14 protein-coding genes and 1 pseudogene are annotated in these 18,079 nt (G+C 57.0%); all 15 read right to left on the reverse strand.

Going from position 1 to position 18,079, the window contains the following annotated elements:
• Positions 1-98: 98 nt before the first annotated feature.
• On the reverse strand, positions 99-509 hold the full coding sequence (locus ABF979_RS06215) for an Ivy family c-type lysozyme inhibitor (protein WP_415558561.1): 411 nt from the start codon (positions 507-509) through the stop codon (positions 99-101).
• A gap of 28 nt (positions 510-537) precedes the next feature.
• Positions 538-1,098: an isochorismatase family protein gene (locus tag ABF979_RS06220; RefSeq protein ID WP_415558562.1), complete on the reverse strand. Its 561-nt coding sequence runs from the start codon at positions 1,096-1,098 to the stop codon at positions 538-540.
• Positions 1,099-1,193: 95 nt separating this feature from the next.
• The gene (locus tag ABF979_RS06225) at positions 1,194-2,537 is read right to left on the reverse strand and encodes a hemolysin family protein (RefSeq protein WP_046902044.1); all 1,344 of its coding nucleotides are present in this window, start codon (positions 2,535-2,537) and stop codon (positions 1,194-1,196) included.
• 86 nt (positions 2,538-2,623) lie between these two features.
• Entirely contained in the window at positions 2,624-4,660 is a 2,037-nt protein-coding gene (gene ligA, locus ABF979_RS06230) for an NAD-dependent DNA ligase LigA (RefSeq protein ID WP_415558564.1), read from the reverse strand.
• On the reverse strand, positions 4,657-6,375 hold the full coding sequence (gene recN / locus ABF979_RS06235) for a DNA repair protein RecN (RefSeq protein ID WP_211500632.1): 1,719 nt from the start codon (positions 6,373-6,375) through the stop codon (positions 4,657-4,659). Before recN ends, ligA begins: the two co-directional genes overlap by 4 nt.
• Before the next feature lie 45 nt (positions 6,376-6,420).
• Positions 6,421-7,314 (reverse strand): outer membrane protein assembly factor BamD, encoded by an 894-nt coding sequence (locus ABF979_RS06240; protein WP_211516639.1) that lies wholly within the window; start codon positions 7,312-7,314, stop codon positions 6,421-6,423.
• Between the two features lie 68 nt (positions 7,315-7,382).
• Positions 7,383-8,420: pseudogene (lpxC, locus tag ABF979_RS06245) on the reverse strand (UDP-3-O-acyl-N-acetylglucosamine deacetylase).
• Between the two features lie 135 nt (positions 8,421-8,555).
• The gene (ftsZ, locus tag ABF979_RS06250; protein WP_415558566.1) at positions 8,556-10,100 is read right to left on the reverse strand and encodes a cell division protein FtsZ; all 1,545 of its coding nucleotides are present in this window, start codon (positions 10,098-10,100) and stop codon (positions 8,556-8,558) included.
• A gap of 58 nt (positions 10,101-10,158) precedes the next feature.
• Positions 10,159-11,556: a cell division protein FtsA gene (gene ftsA / locus ABF979_RS06255; protein WP_046901366.1), complete on the reverse strand. Its 1,398-nt coding sequence runs from the start codon at positions 11,554-11,556 to the stop codon at positions 10,159-10,161.
• Positions 11,553-12,494 carry a cell division protein FtsQ/DivIB gene (locus tag ABF979_RS06260; RefSeq protein ID WP_415558568.1) on the reverse strand — a complete coding sequence of 314 codons (942 nt, stop codon included), beginning with the start codon at positions 12,492-12,494 and terminating at the stop codon, positions 11,553-11,555. Before ABF979_RS06260 ends, ftsA begins: the two co-directional genes overlap by 4 nt.
• Complete coding sequence (locus ABF979_RS06265) at positions 12,494-13,405, reverse strand: D-alanine--D-alanine ligase (RefSeq protein ID WP_415558570.1); 912 nt, start codon at positions 13,403-13,405, stop codon at positions 12,494-12,496. The genes ABF979_RS06260 and ABF979_RS06265 overlap by 1 nt, the downstream gene beginning before the upstream one ends.
• Complete coding sequence (gene murB, locus ABF979_RS06270) at positions 13,402-14,316, reverse strand: UDP-N-acetylmuramate dehydrogenase (protein WP_415558572.1); 915 nt, start codon at positions 14,314-14,316, stop codon at positions 13,402-13,404. Before murB ends, ABF979_RS06265 begins: the two co-directional genes overlap by 4 nt.
• Positions 14,313-15,749: a UDP-N-acetylmuramate--L-alanine ligase gene (gene murC, locus ABF979_RS06275; protein WP_415558574.1), complete on the reverse strand. Its 1,437-nt coding sequence runs from the start codon at positions 15,747-15,749 to the stop codon at positions 14,313-14,315. The genes murB and murC overlap by 4 nt, the downstream gene beginning before the upstream one ends.
• A gap of 40 nt (positions 15,750-15,789) precedes the next feature.
• Entirely contained in the window at positions 15,790-16,887 is a 1,098-nt protein-coding gene (murG, locus tag ABF979_RS06280; RefSeq protein ID WP_415558576.1) for an undecaprenyldiphospho-muramoylpentapeptide beta-N-acetylglucosaminyltransferase, read from the reverse strand.
• Positions 16,884-18,077 (reverse strand): FtsW/RodA/SpoVE family cell cycle protein, encoded by a 1,194-nt coding sequence (locus tag ABF979_RS06285; protein WP_415558578.1) that lies wholly within the window; start codon positions 18,075-18,077, stop codon positions 16,884-16,886. Before ABF979_RS06285 ends, murG begins: the two co-directional genes overlap by 4 nt.
• Positions 18,078-18,079: the final 2 nt, after the last annotated feature.

The raw sequence follows: 18,079 nt of genomic DNA on the forward strand, positions 1-18,079 counted from the left end.
AGCAACAGCCTTCTAAGCTGTGGGTCGCTGGTTCGAATCCAGCAGGGCGCGCCAGCCTGCTTAACAGCAGCGCCGCGCGCCTAGCAATCTTCAAAAAATTAGTTGGCAGGATTATTCTTGCTATAGGCATCTCGAAGAACCTTTTCCATTGCTGGTTCTGGTGATCCGAGAAGAGTCTGCTTCAAGGCGCTGTTAGCCTTAATCGACAAAAGCCCCCATGCACCTGAATGGTCGTTTGCCATTACGATTTCGAGCTGCTGCGCCGCACAGTCGTGGGGTTTGCACATGTGACCCAGTGCATAGCGTTTTCCATTCTGAGAAAAATATTCCACAGGCGTTGATGTGCCCTGTCCTGATACAACCCAGGCCGGCAATGTAATCATGCTTTTATAGGCCTCCTTGAAGCCCGAACGGCTCAGGAGTTCCTGTGTCGTTGGGACTTCTGCAGACGCAAATGAGGTGGAGAGTGCGATAAGGGGTAACATCGCTGCGAATAATTTCAGTTTCATATGTAGTGTCCTCTCCAGCCGAGTTCGTTCAGTCAGACAAAGTGATTCCGTTGCTCCTCAGTTTCTGGAGGAGGGCGCTTTGGTCTGGGTTGATGCCACGACAGGCCTCAAGCGCGATGTCTGTCCTAAAGCCACAGCGCATGGCGTCCTCGGCAGTTGCCGCGACACAGAAATCAAGGGCCAAGCCACAGATCACAACATGGTTGATGGAAAGGCCGCTGAGGAGCGCATTCAGGCCCGTAGAGGTGACATGGTCATTGTCGAAGAACGCTGAATAGCTATCCCGATTCTGCGCCATTCCTTTGTGAAAGATATGGCTGATCGGGCTAAGGTCGAGAGATTTTGGAAAATCGGCACCTGACGACACTGCAACACAATGTTCGGGCCAAGGTCCGCCTTGTGGCGCGAAAGAGCAGTGATTTGCGGGATGCCAGTCCTGAGTGGCAATTACAGCCCCAAAGCCAAGATGGGACAGGGCATTAACCTGGGCGATGATTTCATCGCCTCTTGGAACAGCTAAGGCTCCATGAGGCAAAAAATCATTCTGGACGTCGACGATAATCAGAGCTGAGTGCTGAAAATCAGGCAAAGGAGCAATCTTCCAAGGCTGAGGCAGGAACCATGTCCTGCAGAACGCATTGTGCGATCTTAATCAGCCTCCATGCTTGGAAGAAAGGTTTCCTGTTAGAGGCGTGTCACCAGAAGCTGGTTAATCCGGAAACCTTCAACGTCCACAACTTCGAATCGGAAGCCTGAAGATTCGACGCTATCCGCCTTTCGGGCCATGCGACGTAGGCGATTCATCACGAAGCCACCAACGGTATCGAAATTCTGGGCATCGTCGAAAATTGGGATATCCAATTCGCGAATAACGTCACCAATTGGGGCTGCGCCATCGATGAGCCAGGAGTTGGCATCACGGCGGACAATGGCCTGCTCCTCAAATGGGCTGACCAGACCATCCATCAGGGCGCCCATGATGTCCTTGTAGGTGATGAGGCCCACGACCAGTCCGTACTCATTCACGATCAGTGCAAAGCCTGCGGAATGAGCATCAAACTGCGCGAGAGTTTCCCACAAGTTCAGCGTGTCGGGCAGGGACAAGACATCCCGGCGCATCTTGAAGATCTGGCTGGCGACGGGCGTCAGGCTCTCCTTGGATTGCGGCTCATCCACAACCGCAACCAGAACGTCTTCTGCGCGAATAGATCCGATCACGCGATCCAGACCGCCATCGCAAAGGGGATAACGGGAGTAGGGACGCACGCGAACCTTATCCCGCTGGCTCTCCGGTGTCTCCTGAACGTCCAGAAAGACGATCTCATCACGCGGGGTCATGGCGGACGTTACGGAGCGATCCTGAAGGCCCAGAACATTCTGAATCATCTGATGTTCCTGCTCCAGCAGGATACCAGAGGCTGTGCCTGCAGCGAGAATAGCGCGCAGATCTTCAGGCGTTACAGGTTCGACAGTGGCCGCAGCTGGGATTTTCATCACGCGCAGAAGCACATCGGATACGCGCGAAAAGACCCAGACCGCAGGATACAGGACCTTCAACGCCAAGGCAGGGAACCACCCAACCTTAAGAGCGATCCGATCCGGCGCATTCATCGCAATCCGCTTGGGAAGCAGATCCGCGAACAGGACGAAAAGTCCCGTAATAAGAATGAAGGAGCAGGCCGAGCCGCCTTTTGCCGAAAGAGACGGTGAAAAGCCCATGAGCTGGAAGCCGTCTGCGATGGGCTCGCTCAACATCGATTCGCTGATGATGCCGCCAAGAACGCCAACGGCATTCAGGCAGATCTGCAGGACAGTAATGACCTGCCCGCTGTTGCGACGGAGCTTCAGGAAGGCAACAGCTCGTGGATCGCCGGCTTCTGCTTTCGAGCGAAGCCTGACGTCACGAGCTGCGGCAAAGGAAATCTCTGAAAGAGAGATCAGGATGGAGACCGCGATCAGGACGACGGTCGCGAGAAGGCCCAGCAGGAGAAGAACAATCATGTGCTGGGTGTAAGAAGAAACTTGCATGCAGGCGGCATCATACTCCGAAGACACCAGAACACGCCAATTATCTTCGGGTGGCAGCCATGCAGGTCCTCAATGTCTTAAAACTGTCAAATCCCTGCCAATGTTCTCCAACCGGCTTCGTCAACAGTTTCAAGCCCCAGATCAGCAGCCTTCTTTGCTTTTGATCCCGCTTTTTCTCCCAGCACAACCAGAGACGTCTTTTTGGAAACACTATCGGTTACCTGTGCCCCAAGACGCTCCGCGATCGCTTTTGCTTCAGGGCGGGTCATTGTGGTCAGGGTGCCAGTGAAGACGATGGTTTTGCCTGAGAGGTGACCTTCGGACGGTGCTTCTTCTGCTTCAATTGTGTGAAGTTGCTGCCGCAGATCATCAAGAGTTTCGACGTTGTGGGCTTCTGAAAAGAATGCGACCAGTTCGTCTGCAATCGCACCACCGACGCCCATGATGGAATCTAACGCTTCCCGCTCTTCACTGCCCGCGTTCGCGGCTACCATTGCGTCGCGCCAGGCTTCAAAGGTGCCGTAATGCCGCGCAAGAAGCTGGGCGTTACGCTCCCCGATCCGGCGAATTCCAAGACCGAAAATGAGCCTGGCCAGAGATATGGTCCGTCGCTCATCAATCGCCTGAAGAAGATTCCTGACCGAGAGCTCTCCCCAGCCGTCCCGTTTCTGAAGTTCATCCTGATATGCGCTCAGGCGAAAAATATCTCCTGGGCGCAGGACGTAGCCCGCAGCATGAAATTCTCGGATGCTGCGGTCTCCGAGGCCATCAATGTCGAACGCGCCTCGTGACACCATGTGAATGAGGCGTTCCACGACCTGTGCCTCACAGGTCAGTCCGCCGGTACAGCGGCGCACTGCTTCTCCATGAACACGCTCAGCCAGTGATCCGCAGACCGGGCAATGATCAGGGAAGACATATCGCGGGCTGCGTGGCTCATCGCTTTCCACAACGCCCAGAATTTGTGGAATGACGTCTCCGGCACGTTGAAGGCGAACCAGATCGCCATCACGAACGTCCTTACGGGCGATTTCGTCTTCGTTGTGCAGGGTTGCGCGCGAAACAATCACGCCACCAACATTGACGGGCTCCAGATGAGCTACAGGGGTCAACGCGCCAGTTCGTCCGACCTGAATTTCAATCCGCAGCAGCCGGGTGATGGCCTGTTCAGCCGGGAACTTCCAGGCGATGGCCCAACGCGGTGCACGACCTGCAAATCCCAGCCGGTTCTGGAGGGTAATATCGTTCAGTTTGAAGACAATGCCATCAATATCATAATCGAGGCCGGAGCGATCGCGAGCGAGCCTGTCCACATACGCGGGGATATCCCGGGCATGTTCGATCAGTTCGGACAGGGGATTAACCGTGAAGCCCCAACGTGTCAGGGCCTCAAGATATCCTGAATGTGTTTCGCTCACAGCAGACGATGCGTAACCCTGAGCGTAGGCGAACAGGGACAAGGGTCGGTTGCGTGTGATTTCCGGGTCTAGCTGTCGAAGAGATCCTGCTGCGGCATTTCGCGGATTGGCGAACGGTTTGATTCCGCGTTCTGTCTGTTGCTCATTCAGGGTCAGGAAGTTCTTCTTTGAGAGGAAAACTTCACCACGGATTTCTATGACATCTGGTGCATCATCAGGGAGAGTGTGTGGAATATCCTTGAGCGTCAGCAGATTAGCCGTGACGTCTTCACCCTCAATACCGTTTCCACGCGTGACGCCCCGGACGAATTTTCGATTTTCATACGTCAGGTTGATAGACAGACCGTCAATTTTGGGCTCGGCAACAAATTGAAGGGCTTGAATGCCGTCGTCATTCAGTCCCAGAAAGCGACCGGCGCGGGAAACAAATCCTTCAAATCCGTCAGTCCCAAAGACGTTATCCAGAGACAGCATCGGAACAAGGTGACGGTGTTTTCCAAAAGCCGAGTCGGGTAGGGCGCCTACGCGCTCGCTTGCTCCTCCCTCACGGCGAAGCTCAGGGTTGGCGTCTTCCAGTTCCAGAAGCTCACGCCGGGCAGCGTCATATTCTGCGTCAGAAACCTCCGGGTCGTCCTTGCCGTGATAGGCCTCGTCCCATCGGGCGAGCAGGGTCTCAAGTTCGGCGTGACGATCGGCAGAATTCATGCGGTCTGTTCCAGAAGGCTATCTGCGGCGCCGCGTGCCGCATCAGTAATGACGTCACCCGCAAGCATTCGGGCAATTTCTTCGCGGCGGGCTTCACGGGAAAGAGGCTCTGCAAGTGTCTCGGTGCGCTCGTTGCGGATGCGCTTGGCAATGCGCAGGTGATGGTCACCTCGGGCGGCAACCTGCGGACTATGCGTTACGACCAGGACCTGTACGTCCTGTGCGACCTTGTGAAGCCGGTCGCCGATTGATGATGCGGTTGCGCCGCCAACGCCAGAATCCACCTCGTCAAAGACCAGTGTTCCAACGTCAGAGCGCTGGGCCAGCACAACCTTCAGCGCAAGCATCAGACGCGATAGTTCACCCCCAGAGGCCACTTTGGCCAAAGGACCGGGCGCCTGACCGGGGTTTGCCGCGATAAGAAAAGAGGATTGCTCCATGCCGCGGCTGTTCCATTGTTCTGGTGCGAGCGGGAGCAGCGAGACAATAAAACGGGCACGTTCAAGTTTGACCGGCTTCAACTCACGGCTGACGGCCTGCTCCAGTTTTTGAGCAGAGTGTTCGCGCGCCTTGGACAGAGCTTTCGCGGCTTCTTCATAGGCCAGCCGCGCTTCTGTCAAAGCGATTTCAAGCCGTGACAGTTCGGCATTCCCCGAATCGAGTGCAGCCAAACGGCTTTTCAGAGACGCCAGAAAGGACGGCAGTTCAGCGACCGAGACGTTATGTTTTCTGGCTTCGGCCCGCAGGGAGAAAAGACGCTCTTCTGTCTCTTCCAGCAGCCGTGGGTCGCTCTCCGTATCGGCAGCAAGACGCGTTAGCAGCATTTCTGCTTCTGCTAACGCTTCCTCAGCTTTTTCCAGCGCATCTAAAGCTTCCTGAGCCTGCGCCTGATGAGTGGAGGTGCTGCCTTCAGTTTCTGCAGAAGACGGCAGTAGCCGGACCAATGCTCTACTGGCAGACCGCAAAGCTGCGGAAGGGTTCGATGAGCGTCGGTCACGCGGCGTCAGTTCAGAAAGGGCTGCGGCAACAGCCTCTCCGCGACGTTCATCTTGCTGAAGACTGACACGTAGCGCGGCAAGAGACTCTTCTTCGCCTTCCTGAGGAGCCAAAGTCGAGAGGTCATCAACGGTCGCGCGCAGCCACTCTTCCTCGCGCGCAGCAGCATCCATTTCGGAGCGTGCCTTTGCGAGGGCTGTGCGAGCATTGGCCCATTGATGAAACGTTGTGGCGGTTCGCGCCAAAAGGTCCCGTTTGACGCCGAATGCATCCAGCAAATTCAGGTGGGTGCTCTGATCGGCGAGGCCCATCTGCTCATGCTGGCCCTGGATTTCCACGAGTTGAGACGCGATACGCCGCAGTAGACTAATTCCAACCGGCTGATCCGAGACATAAGCGCGCGAGCGTCCATCAGGCGTCACGATACGGCGCAGCACCAGAGGCTCCGAAGCTTCTTCCAGTGCGATTCCCTGTTCGCTCAAAAGAGTGAAAACAGGATGCCCGGACGGAACTTCAAAGATGGCAGCCACACTAGCTTGCGCTGCCCCGGAGCGGATCAGTCCAGCATTGGCACGGTCGCCGAGGGCAAGGCCAAGGCTATCGAGCAGGATGGATTTACCAGCACCGGTCTCACCCGTCAGAACGGTGAGACCAGCGGCCAGAGTCAGATCGAGCTTTTCGATCAGAACGACGTCACGGATCGAGAGATGGGTCAGCATGACGGGAATGTTGTGTGTAGTGAGGCGTGTTTCAAACGCCTCACATCAGAATACGCTATGCCAGGCGCGGGAAAAGAATCCACGCGGCTTGCTGGACGTCTTGATCGGCTGCTTGAACTCGCTGGACAGCAGCTTGTTATCCCGCAGATTTGCATAGGCATAGCGGTACCACTGACTGTCTGGATAGTTATAGCCCAGTACGGATGCAGTCTGCCGTGCCTGGTCTTTGAGGCCAAGAGCCAGATAGACTTCGACAAGGCGTTCCAGCGCTTCAGCAACGTGATTGGTGGTCTGGAAATCCTGCACGACACGCTGATAGCGCGTCATTGCGGCTTCATAGTTGCGCTGTTGTTGGTACCAGCGGCCAACCAGCATTTCCTTGCCGGCAAGGTGATCACGGCAAAGATCGATCTTCAGCTGGGCGTCACGTGCATAAGCTGTCTGTGGGAAGCGGGTAATAACCTCTTCCAGAGCATCAAGGGCTTCAACCGTTCCCTGCTGATCACGCTGCACGTCAGCGATCTGCTCATAATAGCAAAGCGCGCGCAGATAGAAGGCATAGGCCGCATCAGGGCTGGTCGGGTGTAGCTGGAGATAACGCTCAAGCTGTTGAACCGAAAGCGCATACTCACCTTGCAGGTAGTAGGCATAGCCTTCCATCAGCTCGGCATTTCCGGTGAAACCGGAATACGGATAGTTCTGCTGAAGCAGCTCGAATTCGCCGCCCGCCAGTTCATATCGGCCCGAATGAAGAGCATCGATGCCGTAGTTATACAGCGTCTCTGCGTCAGCAGCCTTTGGAATGACCGGCTTCTCATGCTTATGAGAAAGCAATGAACAGCCTGACAGAAGCAGCAAACCGCTTACGGCCGCAGCCTTCAGAACAAGACCCCGTCCGTTCCAGGACACTTCGAAATGATGCTGAGTGCTGCTTGCCATACCTGCTCTTCCCGTGAAGCCCGTCTTATATCACGGGAATGCGGGGACGAAAGACCCGCCATTTAACCTTAGGCTGCGACGCGTGTGCGACGGTGGCCCCGTGCTGAAACGGTAGAGGTCAGAGTTTCAAAACGCCAGTTTTTCTGATCTGAAAAAACGCTGCGCAGAAGCTCGTTATTAATTTTGTGACCAGATTTATGGCCGATGAATCCCGCTTTCAGACGGTGGCCGCAGCAATACAGATCACCGATAGCATCAAGAAGCTTATGTCGGGCAAATTCCCGCTCGATTTTCAGACCTGCTGGATTAAGAATGGTTTTACCATCCACTACGACAGCATTGTCGAGAGAGCCTCCACGGGCGAGGCCAATACTTTGAAGATATTAAATGTCCTTCCGGTTCACAAAAGTACGGCAGAAAGACACTTCTTCTAGAAAGCGAGCCGGATCAAGCTGCATGGCATAGCGCTGACACCCAATGGCTTCAGCATCAAAATTTAACGAAATTGCGAGAGAAAGGCCGCGTTGCGCTGGGCGGAGTTCGGCGAAAGCGCCGTTGTCGCCTTCAGCCCGGACGTTTCGAAGAATTTCGATAATTTTTCGTGGCGTATCTAGCGTTTTCTTCCCTGCGCATCGTAGCAGAAAAGCAAACGCATCTGCCGAACCGTCCAGAACCGGTAACTCCGGACCACCAACCGAAATGAGCGCGTTATCGATTTCTAAGGCGTTAAGTGCCGCCATCAGGTGCTCAATAGTTGCCACGCGCAGAGAAGGATCATTTTTGCAGGCAACAACAGTCGAGAGTTTGGTGTCGATAATCCGGTCATAGAGAGCGGGAAACGAAGGAGAGCCGGGGTAATCGCTCCGCTGAAAGCGGATACCAGTATCCGCTTCGGCTGGAGAAATTTCCAGATCGACATCAAGCCCACTGTGAAGGGCGATGCCTCGGCAGGATATGGGAGAATGAAGAGTTGTCTGCAGGTTCTTCAAATCGGGACGCTCAGAGAAAAGATGCGTCTGCGTGCTGTCAGACGCGCTGGAAAGAAGCGGGCGGACCTTTCGATCTGCTGGAACCGACTTTCCATGATGCGCTGGCGTAACCTGCATGAATCCCCCGACGATTTAGACTGGCTTATAATAAAACCCAGTCATCGCCGGAGTGCCATTCAATGATTGTTGCCGGATATTACCTGACTGCTTTCCTGCGATGCGCAGGATTTTGCAGGAAAGCAGTTTGCCTATTCAGCGACGGAGATAGGTCGGGATATCGAGCGTAGAATCATCGCTACCGTCAGACGGCCCTTGGTTATGGCGCTGTTCGGAGGGGTTATGATGATCCGCCTGCTGATATGCATCACGGCTGTTCTGCTCCGTGCGCGGGGCCTGCGGTGCTGCTGGCTGCGGAGCCGGACGGCTACGGAAAGCGCCTGTCATAAGGCCGAAAATGCTGCGTGGGGCTTCTGGAGCTGGTGCACGCGGCGGCTCGGAAAACAGGCCAGCGCGAGGGGAGCGCGGCGCCGCATCGTCCTGCGGGGCTGCGACGTGCGGCTGTTGAGGTGCCGCATGTGGCGGTGGTGCAACCGGGCTTTCTGCTGCTGGTGCGGGCGATGCAGGCTGCTGTGACGCGTTCGGGTCAAGGTTGAAGTTCGGGCGTGGCGGCCCACCTGCGTAGGTTGATCCCGGCTGAAACGTCTGAGGAGCCTGACGATTTTGAGCAGACGTATCACGTGGAGCCGAGGCAGAAGGGGCCTGCTGGGGAGCCGCCGCAGGCGTCGTCTCTGTATTGTTCGGATCATTTCTGGACTGGGTGTCGATGCCCGTTGCCACAACGGACACGCGAATACGTCCGTTCATGTTTTCATCGATCAGAGCACCAAAGATGATGTTTGCTTCTTCGGCAACTTCTTCACGAATACGGTCAGCAGCTGCGTTCACTTCGTAAAGTGTCAGATCTTCACCACCTGTGATGTTGATCAGCAGGCCGCGGGCGCCAGCCATGGACGCATCTTCAAGCAGTGGGTTGGAGATGGCGCGCTCGGCAGCGGCAACGGCGCGATCTTCACCGTCATCTTCCGTGGTGGCTTCACCGGTGCCCATCATGGCCTTGCCCATCTCTTCCATCACGGCCTTCACGTCCGCAAAGTCGAGATTGATGAGGCCCGGAGAGACCATCAGGTCCGTAATGCCGCGAACACCCATGTTCAGGACGTTGTCAGCCATTTTAAAGGCTTCACGGAACGTCGTGTTCTGGTTCGCGGAATTGAACAGGTTCTGGTTCGGAATAACAATCAGGGTGTCGACGTGCTTTTGAAGCTCGGCGATACCGGATTCAGCAGCCAGCGTGCGGCGGCGACCTTCAAAATTGAAGGGCTTCGACACCACACCAACTGTCAGAACGCCACGTTCACGGGCCATGCGCGCGATAACCGGTGCCGCACCCGTACCCGTACCACCGCCCATACCGGCTGTGATGAAGACCAGATTCGCCCCTTCGAGCTGACGCTCGATTTCCTGTGCAGCTTCTTCAGCAGCTTCGCGGCCGATTTCCGGCTTGGCGCCTGCGCCGAGGCCGCGTGTCAGATGGGGGCCAAGCTGGACGCGGCGTTCAGCCTTGGAGTGGGCGAGCTGCTGCGCATCCGTGTTGGCAACAACGAACTCGACGCCCTTGAGCTCCGAATCGATCATGTTGTTGACGGCATTCGTGCCACCACCACCAACACCGACGACGGTAATGCGCGGGGCCAGTTCAACGTGAGAGTTCGGGGTCGGGGTAAGGTTCAAAGTCATGATCAGGTCCGGAACTGCGAGGAAGCAACGGAAAAAAGGGCGTTATTTTCTGTGTAGCTCATCCACGGTCGCGGATGAACCCCACGAGACGTTTCAGAAGGCTGCCAGATCGAGGTTCCGGGGTTGAAATGTCCCCAAAGTCCCGATCTGCGCCCGCTGCCCAGGCCAGAAGCCCCGCAGCGGTGGAAAAACCGGCCGAAGCTGCAGCAGTCTCCGGCAGGCCATGAACGTTCAGTGGTTTGCCCATGCGAACCGGCCGGGCAAGAATGCGTGTGGCGACAGGCACGATGCCTTCCATCAGGGAAGCTCCGCCTGTCAGAACGACACGCCCGTTGGCGAGACGCCCCAGACCTGCATTGTCCAGAGCATGGCGCACAAGTTCAAGTGTCTCTTCAACGCGAGGCTGAATAACGGAGATCACTTTCGAGCGCGGAATACGGGCCAAACGGTCCCGGCCTTCCCCAATGAGGGGCACGGACAGGATTTCACGTTGATCGTCGGATCCAAGTTGTGCCGCACCATACATGGTTTTCAGGCGTTCTGCAGTTTCCAGAGACGTCGAAAGAACGCCCGCAATATCACGGGTAACATGAAGGCCACCAACAGGAATTTGCGCCGTATGGATCAGTCGGCCTTCACAGAAAACTGCAAGAGAGGTGGTTCCGCCTCCCATTTCCACGACGGTAACGCCTAAATCACGTTCTTCGTCAGCCAGCACGGCAACGCCAGAGGCAAAGGGGCTGGAAACCAGTCCGTCGAGTTTGAGCTCTGAATGCTGAAGAACGGTATCCAGTGTGCGGAGAGCACTGGAGTTCATGTCAACAACGTGCAGTTTCGTCGCCAGCTGTTCACACTGATGGCCACGCGGATCAGCAATGCCAGGCATGGAGTCAACGACATACCCGATGGGAAGCGTATGGATGACGTCCCGACCTTCTGACCATGCGCGGGCCTGACCGTCCGTGATCAGGCGCTGAACATCTCCATCCGTGACTTCACGGCCACCGATGGGCATATGGGCATCGATCAGGCGGCTTCGGGGATGACCGCAGGACAGATTGACGACCAGTGAATCCATGCGGCGTTCTGCAGCTTCCTCCGCCTGGCCAACAGTGGCACGAATGGCAGCTTCGGCTTCACGAATATCGACGATCGATCCAGATCGAATGCCGTGAGAGCGCCGCCAGCCATAACCCAGAACCTGAATGGAACCATCCGGCTCACCCTTGCCAATGAGGCAGGTCATTTTCGTCGTGCCGATATCCAGCGCACCGAAAACGCCATTGCGCCAGACGCGAGGTTTGGATGTCTCTTCCGGAGGCAGCGGCAGGATTTCACGTGATGCGCGGTTCAGCGCAACTTCGCGTTCGCCGCCCACAGGGATCAGGGACCGGCCCCGCAGACCACCCCGGCGGCGAAAGGCCGGAAGATCGGACGTTGGTGTAAGATCGGTCATGGCTGCTGTGTCGTCTGGCTGCTGTCAGAAGGAGGGGCGGTGTCTGTTTTGGGTGCGTCAGGAGGAGGTGTGGGCGCAGGTGTCTGATGAATGACCATGCGATCTGGAAGGCGCATGTCAATCGAGACGACAGGACGATCCAGCAGGTTCATGCTTGTCTGGTATTGCGCGAGACGTGCAAACGCTGCGGCCTCTTCGCCTTCGGGGAGCATGACAGTTGTCCCGTCTTTCAGGGTCACATTCCAGCGCCTGTTTCCCACACGAATGAGAGCAGTCACACGGGATTTGACATCCGGCTGTTTGGCTAAAGCGTCAATGACGACGGACGCGGCAGTATTGGCACCATCGCCAACGACAAGCGGTAGCTGAAGGAATGCCTGAGCATTCTTGCCTGTCATGCCCTGATCGGGAACTTCTTCGCCGGCCTGATTAATGAGCGAAAAATGCCCATGTGTTTGCCAGACGGCGATGGGTGTACGTTCGGTCAGGTTAATGATGATCGTATCCGGCATCCGCCGCTCGACGGTCGCATGATCCACGAAGGGAAGTTCATCAATGCGCTGGCGTGCGGCTTCAACAGAAAAACCGAAAATTGGGTGGCCAGTACTTGTTCCCAGGGCTTCGTAAATTGATGCTTCGCTGGTCATGCCACGACCATTGATGATGACGTGCCGGATAGGCAGTGGCTCCATAGCCACAAGTTTGGCTCTTAGCGGAGCAAAACGCTCCTCTGACGCTGCGTCATACAGAAGGCGCGCTCCTACTCCTCCCAGTCCGACCACGACAAGGAATACGATTCCGGGGCGAATCAGTTTCCGTTGACGGCGCAGGAACAGTTTCGTCCGTGACGGCCGGTCTTCGTAAGGCGGCATCGGCGCCGGGCGGAAAGCCGGGTCACGTCGGAAATCGGGTTCCTGAGGGCGGGAGTCCCTGCGCATCAGCGGGTCAGTGCCTCCTGAACCAGCCAGTTACAAAGATCCGGGTAGGAGATGCCGCAATACGCAGCCTGTTCCGGCAGCAATGAGGTCGGGGTCATGCCGGGCTGCGTGTTAACCTCGAGAACGATCAGAGTGTCTGTCTCGTCATCGTAGCGGAAATCCGTTCTGCTGGCGCCAGAACACCCAAGAATCTGATGAGCACGCAGAGCGTAATCCAGTGCACGCTCCGTCACGCTTTCTGGCAGCTCTGCCGGAACGACGTGCCGGGAGCCACCAGCTTTGTACTTTGCTTCGAAATCGTAGAATGCAGCCGTTTCGGCAGGCAAAATGTCAGTTACGGCCAGAGCGCGATCACCCATCACGCCCGCAGTCAGCTCACGGCCCGGCACGAAGGCTTCAACAAGAGCTTCTTTGCCGAAGCGCCAATTTTTTGCAATTTCGGCACGACGGTTGTCGCCCTGGCGGATGATTTCAACGCCGACCGACGATCCTTCCGCAACGGGCTTCACAACATACGGCACGGGCAGTGGGTCTGCTTCCGCCAGTTCTTCAGGCGTGATGACACGGCCTTCCGCAATGGGAAGTCCCGCTGCGGCGAGCAGCATGCGGGTTGCCCCCTTGTCCATTGCGACAGCAGAGGCGCGGATGCCGGAGTGTGTGTACGGAAGTCCCATCCATTCCAGCACACCCTGAATGGCGCCATCTTCGCCTTTGGGACCATGCAATGCATTGAAGACGACGTCAGGGGTGGCCGCTTTTAGAGCCTGAATGGTGACGGCAATATCGGCACCGACATCGACTGGCGTTACCTCATGCCCTTTCTCACGCAGGGCAGAGATGGCTGCATTGCCACTGACAAGGCTGACAGGTCGCTCGCTGGACGTACCGCCATATAAAACTGCGACCTTCATACTGTCTTCTCTCCTACGTCACGACGACCAATGCGTCTGATCTCCCAGTGCAGGTCAATCCCGCTATGGTCCAGAACTTTCTTGCGAACAGTTTCCCCAAGCGTTTCAAGCTGTTCGCTACTGGCATCACCAATGTTCAGCAGGAAGTTGCAATGCTTCTCACTGACCTGAGCGCCACCCAGCGTCAGGCCACGGCAACCTGCTTCATCAATCAGCGCCCAGGCTTTGTGACCCTCCGGGTTACGAAACGTTGAGCCACCAGTGCGGGCACGAACAGGCTGGGACGCTTCGCGAGAGGCACGAATTTCTGCAAGGCGTTCCCGAACGGCGTCTGGCACGTCTGGTGTGCCCCGCAGTCTAGCCCGGATGACAATAGCGCCTTCCGGCAAGTCCGAATGACGGTACGCAAAGCCCAGGTCTTTACAGGTGAGGCGACGCAACTCGCCGTCTGACGTGAGAATATCCGCCCAATCGAGAACGGCATTGATGTCCGAACCATAAGCGCCAGCATTCATGCGCACAGCCCCGCCAACGGACCCAGGAATGCCGACGAGAAACTCCAGTCCAGCCAGTCCAGCCGCGGCACTGTGCTCGGCTACCGTGACATCCAGAGCCGCGGCACCCACTACCAGGCCATCAGTCTGGACTTCAATGTCCGAGAAACCACGGGCCAGCCGGACCACCACGCCTTCAATACCACCATCGCGGATGATGACATTTGAGCATGCGCCCAGAACTGTCAGGGGCATGTCGACGGGGCGGTTCCGCAGCAGATCAGCCAGATCATCGGCGTCTTCTGGCACGAACAGCCAGTCAGCCGGGCCGCCAGTGCGGAACCAGGCGCGGGCTCCCAGCGGTGCATTGGCGGTCAGACGTCCGCGAAGCCCCTGAACTGGAAAGTTGTCGCTCATACAGCGCTTTCCGGCGCCGGGCTTTTGGTGTTCAGAGCTTCCAGCTCTTGCGGAAGGGTCTGTGCCCACTGGGTGATTGTTCCGGCACCGAGGCAGACAACATAGTCGCCGGGCTTTGCAATCGCGTTCACCATTTCGGGAAGAAGTTCAGGTGAGGGCAATGGCACGACAGAGCGGTGTCCACGATCCCGCAGGCCTTCGACCAGCGCATCACGATCTGCGCCATCAATCGGGCTTTCACCAGCCGCATACACGTCAGCCACGATAACGGTATCAGCATCGTTCATGCAGGTGCAGAATTCGCCGAACAGGCCTTTCAGGCGGGAATAACGATGTGGCTGCACCACGGCGATGACGTTCTTTGCGCCTGCCTGACGGGCAGCTTTCAGGACAGCCGCAATCTCGACCGGATGATGACCATAATCATCAATGATCGACACGCCATTGAATTCACCCGTCCGCGTGAAACGACGCTTTACGCCCTTGAAGGACGCCAGGCCGGAGGCGATGACGGAATCACTGATTTCCATTTCCAGCGCCACCGCGATAGCTGCCAGAGAGTTCAGAACGTTATGATGGCCCAGCATTGGCAGGCGGAACGGACCGGCGCGACGCGTCCGGTTGCGGGCGCGGTTCGTGACGACAACCTCGAATGTTGCGCCACGCTTGTCCATCACGACCTTCTCAGCGCGAACATCAGCTTGCGGGCTGAAACCGTAAGTGATGATGCGGTGATCGGACAGGCGCGGGATCATCTGCTGAACCTGCGGGTGATCTACGCATAGCACTGCAAAGCCATAGAACGGAATGTTGGAGACGAACTGGTCATAGCCCGCCTGCATGGCTTCTTCCGTACCCCAGTGATCCAGATGCTCGGGGTCCATGTTCGTGATGACAGCAATGACCGCAGGCAGACGCAGGAATGATCCGTCGCTTTCGTCTGCTTCCACCACCATCCAGTCACCGGAGCCCATACGGGTGTTGGTGCCGTATGCCTCGATGATGCCGCCATTGATGACGGTCGGGTCCAGCTTCGCATGCTCCAGAACGCAGGCCACAAGGCTTGTCGTCGTGGTCTTGCCGTGTGTGCCGCCGATCGCGACAGACCAGCGCAGACGCATCAGTTCTGCCAGCATTTCCGCACGACGAACGACCGGGATCAGCTTTGCCCGCGCCGCAACAACCTCAGGGTTGTCTTTCTTGACGGCGGTAGAGGTCACGACAACCTGGGCGTCACCCAGATTGGAGGCATCATGTCCGATGTGGATCTGGATGCCAGCGTGTCGCAGACGCTGAACATTCGAGCTTTCCGCAATATCTGAACCCTGAACCCGGTAGCCCAGCATGTGCAGGACTTCTGCAATGCCGGACATTCCGATACCGCCAATACCGACGAAATGAATGGTTCCGATGTTCAGGGGCAGGGCGCGCATGGGGCAGGTACTCTTGAGGTAATAGGGTAAAAAGAGATGATCAGGACCGAAGGCCGGCTTCGATCAGGTCTGCTACTTTTGCGGCAGCATGAGGGCGAGCAAACTGACGTGCAGCTTCAGCAGCAGCAGAAAGGCGCTCAGGGTGTGTAAGCAGGTCAGCCACGAGAGCCGTCAGGGCCGCAGATGTAAAATCCGGCTGACGAACCATCCAGGCAGCTCCGGCATCCTGTAATGCTTTGACGTTCGCGCCCTGTTCGTCAGAGGCTGCGATGGGCAGAGGCACAAGAATGGACGGAAGTCCGGCCATGGCCAATTCCGCGACAGAAGATCCACCTGCGCGACCAATAACCAGGTGTGCTGATTTCAGTCGCTCGGGAACGTCGTTGAAAAAAGGTTCAACCTCAACCGCAATACCAGCATCTTCATAGATGGCACGAACGCGATCGGTGTCTTCCGCCCGAACCTGTTGCGTGACATGCAGACGTGTGCGGAAGCCAACCGGCAGAGCAGCCAGAGCCTGTGGCACAATATCTGAAAATACGCGGGCACCGAGAGAGCCACCCCAGACCAGGAGCCGAACAGTCTCTGTCGGAGCGGTATAGGGTTGTCCGAACAGGGCTTCGATCCCGGCCCGAACAGGCATGCCCGTCAAAGTGATGCGGGCGCCCTGCGGGAGGCGCGCAACGCTGTCATAAGACGTGGCGATGAGCGGAGAAAAGCGCGACAGAAAGGCGTTTGCCTGCCCGAGAACCGCGTTCCCTTCGTGAATAACCATTTCCGGACGCTGCGATTTTGGCAACATGCGAGAGGCGAGAAGCGGCGGAATGGATGGATATCCGCCAAAACCGACGACAGCGGCCGCATCAAGTGTTTTTAGGACCCGGCGTGCTTCCAGCATGCCTCGCAGAAGCGCGGTGATACCACGCACTTTTCCACCAAGGCCTTTGCCAGCCACGCCTGCGCCGTCCAGCACGTACTGAGGCCGATCCTTGAACAGGCCGGTCTCACGCCGCCCATGTCTGGCGTCCGTCATGAGAACAAGGTCATGCCCACGTTCTACCAAGACGGTTGCAACAGCTTCAGCCGGGAAAAAATGCCCTCCGGTTCCACCGGCAGCAACGACAATCGGACGTTTCATGGGGTGTTTCTCTCAAGAAGGGAACCGGGGATGTAAGGGGTGGCGACACGCTGGGCAATCTTGCCCGGGCCAACGTGATGGCGCGTCAGGGCAAGGACCATTCCCATGGTCAGAGCAATGGACATGGCCGAACTCCCACCATACGAAATGAATGGCAGCGTCATGCCCTTCGTTGGGATGAGGTGAAGTGTTGACCCCATGTTGACGAACGCCTGTAGCCCGAACCCTGTCACCAGGCCTGCCGCAGAGACAATCACAAAAGGATCTTCTTCCCGCATCAGTTTCAGCAGGGTGCGAAGAACGATAATGCCGAACACGGTGATAATGCCGAAGCAAAGCAACAGACCGTACTCTTCGCCAGCAACGGCAAAAACAAAGTCGGCATGAGCATCAGGCAGCAGATCCTTGACGCGTCCTTCACCCGGCCCACGTCCGAGCAGACCCCCATTTCCGAAAGCACGCAGCGCTGTGTCGATCTGATAGTGATCGCCAACGTCCGGATGCAGGAACCGTTCAACACGGGAGCGCACGTGCGGGAACATGACGAACGCCATGCCGAACGCACCAATCATGCCTGCAACACAAAGCCCGACCCAATACAGACGCAGTCCGTCGACGAAGAGCTGCGTCATAAAAACCATGGTGATGACGGACAACATTCCAATGTCCGGCTGGGACTTGAGGAGCGCCAGAATGACGCCAAAGCATGCGAATGCGATCAGCATTCCGGGGAACGCTATGTTCCCCCGCAAAACGACCGTTCGGCGCGCGGAGAGCAGCCAGCCCGTCATGACGGCAAAGCAGGGCTTTAGAAATTCTGAAGGCTGCACGGACATCATGGGCAGGGCGATCCAGCGGCGCGCGCCTTTGATCTCCATCCCGTGCACCAGTGTCATGGCTGTGGCGGCAAGGGCAAGAATACCCCCGATAAAGGCCAGCTTTTTGACACCCGCTCGCGAAAGATAAGACACACCAAGCACGATCGCCCCAGCCAGTGCCAGAAAGATCACCTGCTTGAGGATGAACATGTTGCGGGACGCGCCAATTCTCGAAGCCACGGCAGGGCTGGCCGCGAGCATCAGCACATAACCCAGGCCGATCAGAATTCCGACACAGGCGAGTGTGACCCGGTCGGTATTGCGCCACCAGCGGGCGATTGCCGATGAATCGACACGGGAGGAGCCCGCCATGA

Origin of the sequence: Gluconobacter sp., assembly GCF_047723935.1 — a bacterium.
Taxonomy (GTDB): domain Bacteria; phylum Pseudomonadota; class Alphaproteobacteria; order Acetobacterales; family Acetobacteraceae; genus Gluconobacter.

What these genes read in the sequence shown, in the direction of transcription:
- ABF979_RS06215 (WP_415558561.1), bottom strand. Translation starts at nt 509, where the DNA reads ATGAAACTGAAATTATTCGCAGCGATGTTACCCCTTATCGCACTCTCC.
- ABF979_RS06225 (WP_046902044.1), bottom strand. Translation starts at nt 2,537, where the DNA reads ATGCAAGTTTCTTCTTACACCCAGCACATGATTGTTCTTCTCCTGCTG.
- ligA (WP_415558564.1), bottom strand. Translation starts at nt 4,660, where the DNA reads ATGAATTCTGCCGATCGTCACGCCGAACTTGAGACCCTGCTCGCCCGA.
- recN (WP_211500632.1), bottom strand. Translation starts at nt 6,375, where the DNA reads ATGCTGACCCATCTCTCGATCCGTGACGTCGTTCTGATCGAAAAGCTC.
- ABF979_RS06240 (WP_211516639.1), bottom strand. Translation starts at nt 7,314, where the DNA reads ATGGCAAGCAGCACTCAGCATCATTTCGAAGTGTCCTGGAACGGACGG.
- ftsZ (WP_415558566.1), bottom strand. Translation starts at nt 10,100, where the DNA reads ATGACTTTGAACCTTACCCCGACCCCGAACTCTCACGTTGAACTGGCC.
- ftsA (WP_046901366.1), bottom strand. Translation starts at nt 11,556, where the DNA reads ATGACCGATCTTACACCAACGTCCGATCTTCCGGCCTTTCGCCGCCGG.
- ABF979_RS06260 (WP_415558568.1), bottom strand. Translation starts at nt 12,494, where the DNA reads ATGCGCAGGGACTCCCGCCCTCAGGAACCCGATTTCCGACGTGACCCG.
- ABF979_RS06265 (WP_415558570.1), bottom strand. Translation starts at nt 13,405, where the DNA reads ATGAAGGTCGCAGTTTTATATGGCGGTACGTCCAGCGAGCGACCTGTC.
- murB (WP_415558572.1), bottom strand. Translation starts at nt 14,316, where the DNA reads ATGAGCGACAACTTTCCAGTTCAGGGGCTTCGCGGACGTCTGACCGCC.
- murC (WP_415558574.1), bottom strand. Translation starts at nt 15,749, where the DNA reads ATGCGCGCCCTGCCCCTGAACATCGGAACCATTCATTTCGTCGGTATT.
- murG (WP_415558576.1), bottom strand. Translation starts at nt 16,887, where the DNA reads ATGAAACGTCCGATTGTCGTTGCTGCCGGTGGAACCGGAGGGCATTTT.
- ABF979_RS06285 (WP_415558578.1), bottom strand. Translation starts at nt 18,077, where the DNA reads ATGGCGGGCTCCTCCCGTGTCGATTCATCGGCAATCGCCCGCTGGTGG.